Raw genomic sequence first — 2596 nt, forward strand, 5'->3', positions numbered from 1 at the left:
ACAGGTTTTCCTCAGAGCCCCAGCTCTTTCCCCAATTCCTCGGCGCCGTCGTCATCAACAGCGCCGAGGAATTGGGGAAAGAGCTGGGGCTCTGAGGAAAACCGCCCAGGTCGGCGCCGTCCCTCATCCGCCTGCCGGCACCTTCTCCCCGTATAGTGACGGCACGGGGAGAAGGACGCTCAATTCCGGTAGACCGGTTCCTGCTCGTCGAGGATCGCCTTCAACTCGCTGAGATGGCGTTCGGCCTGGCCGGGATAATCGTCCATCTCGCTCGCCGCCTTTTCGGCGATCGCGTCAGAAAGCGTGCGCAGCGGGCGGCCGGTCCACAGCGCCTTGATGTATGTCTCGGCGGCGCGTTCGAAATAGAACATGCGGTTGAAGGCATCGGCGACCGTGTCGCCGATGACCAGCACGCCGTGATTGCCCATCACCATCACCTTGACCTTGGGATCGACGAGAAGCTGCGAGCAGCGCTCGCCCTCCTCCTCGAAGGCCAGCCCGCCATAGTGCGCGTCGACGACATGGCGGTTGAAGAACATCGCCGAATTCTGGTCGATCGGCGGCAATGTCGAGTCAGCGAGCGATGCCAGCACCGTAGCGTGGATCGAGTGCACATGCATGACGCAGCGCGCGTGACGCACATTGCGATGGATGGCGCCATGCAGCCCCCACGCCGTCGGGTCGGGCGCATTGGGGCCGGAGAGCGTTTCCGGATCGTTGGCATCGATCATCAGAAGGTCGCTCGCCTTGATGCGCGAGAAATGCACCTGGTTGGGGTTCATGAGGAATTGTGTGCCCTCATCATTGACGGCCAGCGAGAAATGATTGGCCACCGCCTCGTGCATGTTGAGCCGCGCCGTCCAGCGGAAGGCGCAGGCGAGATCGACGCGCTCCTCATAGTAGGGCAGGTTGGTCAGCGTTTCCTTTTGCAGACGGGCAAGGCTCATCGAAAAATTCTCCGGTTTCGGCAAGAATGCCGTGGCCAGCCCATTCCCGCAACCGGTTTTGGTTGGTGCAGGGATGCTCACGCCGCCGTGCTGGCAGCGGCAGCGCCGGCTCGCAGGCCGCCATGCTCGATGATGAAATCGATCACCTCCTGCAGTCCCTTGCCGCGCGACAGGTCCGTGAAGCCGAACGGCCGCTTGCCGCGCATGCGGCCGGCGTCGCTCTCCATGACATCGAGACTGACGTTCACGTAGGGTGCCAGATCGCTCTTGTTGATGACCAGGAAATCGGAGCGGGTGATCGCCGGCCCGCCCTTGCGCGGAATCTCCTCGCCCTGGCAGACCGAGATGACATAGAGCGTCAGGTCAGCGAGATCCGGCGAGAAGGTGGCGGCAAGGTTGTCGCCGCCGGATTCGATGAAGACGATGTCGAGGTCCGGGAACTTCCTGTTCATCTGCGCGATCGCCTGCAGATTGATCGAGGCATCCTCGCGGATCGCGGTATGCGGGCAGCCGCCGGTCTCGACACCCATGATGCGGTCCTCGGGCAGCGCCTGCAGCCGCGCCAGCATCATGGCGTCTTCCTTGGTGTAGATGTCGTTGGTGACGACGGCGATGGAAAACTCGTCGCGCAGCGCCTTGCACAGTTTTTCGGTCAGCGTCGTCTTGCCCGAACCGACCGGGCCGCCAATGCCGACGCGCAGCGGACCATTTGTCTGTGTCATGCGGGAAACTCCGTGATGGCGAGGATGGCAAAGCCGAGCCCGATCAACAGGCACAGCGGCGAATAATAGCGGACATCGAGCCGCGCGAAAGGCTGTTCCGGCGTCAGCCGCCGCCACCATGGCGTGAAGCCGGCTATGCCGCGCCCCAGGAACACCAGACCGATGAGCAGCGACGTGGCGGCGAGACCCTCCTTGGGGAAGGGTGAAGCGAAGACTCCCATGAGCGCCAGCGGCCATAGTGTCGCCAGGCACAAGCACGCGGCAACGGCGAAACTGGCAAACGGCGTCGGCATCTCATCGACGCCGCGAAAGCCGACCACGGCGCGAGCGCAGGAGGCTGCGTCCTGGCCCGGCCAGATGCCGCCAAGGCCCCAATAGACATGCAGAACGGTGATCAGCAGCAGGACAAAGGATAGCGAGAAGGCGAGAAAAATCATGAGCGGAACAGTCGCGAATATTGGGTTTCATGCTTCATCGCCATGACATCGGAGACGAAGGCGCAGCCACCGAGATCGTCGAGTGTCGAGCGCGCGGCGCGGCTTGCGGTCGCCAGGGCCAGCGGCTCGAAGCCGGCCAACAACGCGGTCGCGCTGCTCTGGCCGACGATGCCAAGCCGGATCGCCGCCTGCACAAGGTTGGAGAAGAAGGTTTGCAGGAAGGCTGACAGCGCATCCTGAAGCGCGATGCCGTTGCCACCCGCAATGGCGCCGACGGCGACGCAATAGGCGCATTCGGCCGGCAGGCGCTCCAGCACCGGATTAGGCCAGGCGGCCGCCGCTTTGAGGAAGGCTCCACCCTGCAGCATGGTCTCGGTATGGCGTTCGCGCGAGCCGGCCAGGGCTTCGGCGAGTGCCGCCACTTCATCGAGATCACCGGTGCCGCGTGCCCGGCGCCAGCTCTCGGCGAACAGCACGGCGTCGTTCCAGC

4 protein-coding genes are annotated in these 2596 nt (G+C 63.9%); all 4 read right to left on the reverse strand.

Annotated elements, in window-relative coordinates; all coding sequences use genetic code 11:
- Positions 1-179: 179 nt before the first annotated feature.
- Positions 180-947 carry a class II aldolase and adducin N-terminal domain-containing protein gene (locus tag EN914_RS31395; RefSeq protein WP_024502042.1) on the reverse strand — a complete coding sequence of 256 codons (768 nt, stop codon included), beginning with the start codon at positions 945-947 and terminating at the stop codon, positions 180-182.
- Positions 948-1024: 77 nt separating this feature from the next.
- Positions 1025-1669, reverse strand: coding sequence for an urease accessory protein UreG (gene ureG, locus EN914_RS31400; RefSeq protein ID WP_024502041.1), 645 nt, complete (start codon positions 1667-1669; stop codon positions 1025-1027).
- Positions 1666-2106: a DUF3995 domain-containing protein gene (locus tag EN914_RS31405; protein ID WP_024502040.1), complete on the reverse strand. Its 441-nt coding sequence runs from the start codon at positions 2104-2106 to the stop codon at positions 1666-1668. Before EN914_RS31405 ends, ureG begins: the two co-directional genes overlap by 4 nt.
- Positions 2103-2596: urease accessory protein UreF (locus EN914_RS31410; protein WP_127389503.1), on the reverse strand; the 494-nt coding region annotated here is incomplete at its 5' end. The genes EN914_RS31410 and EN914_RS31405, both read right to left, overlap by 4 nt.

It is taken from the genome of Mesorhizobium sp. M7A.F.Ca.CA.001.08.2.1, assembly GCF_003998455.1.
Lineage (GTDB): Bacteria > Pseudomonadota > Alphaproteobacteria > Rhizobiales > Rhizobiaceae > Mesorhizobium > Mesorhizobium ciceri.

Excerpts from the sequence above, each read along its gene's own strand:
- EN914_RS31395 (WP_024502042.1), bottom strand. The coding sequence starts at position 947 with ATGAGCCTTGCCCGTCTGCAAAAGGAAACGCTGACCAACCTGCCCTAC.
- ureG (WP_024502041.1), bottom strand. The coding sequence starts at position 1,669 with ATGACACAGACAAATGGTCCGCTGCGCGTCGGCATTGGCGGCCCGGTC.
- EN914_RS31405 (WP_024502040.1), bottom strand. The coding sequence starts at position 2,106 with ATGATTTTTCTCGCCTTCTCGCTATCCTTTGTCCTGCTGCTGATCACC.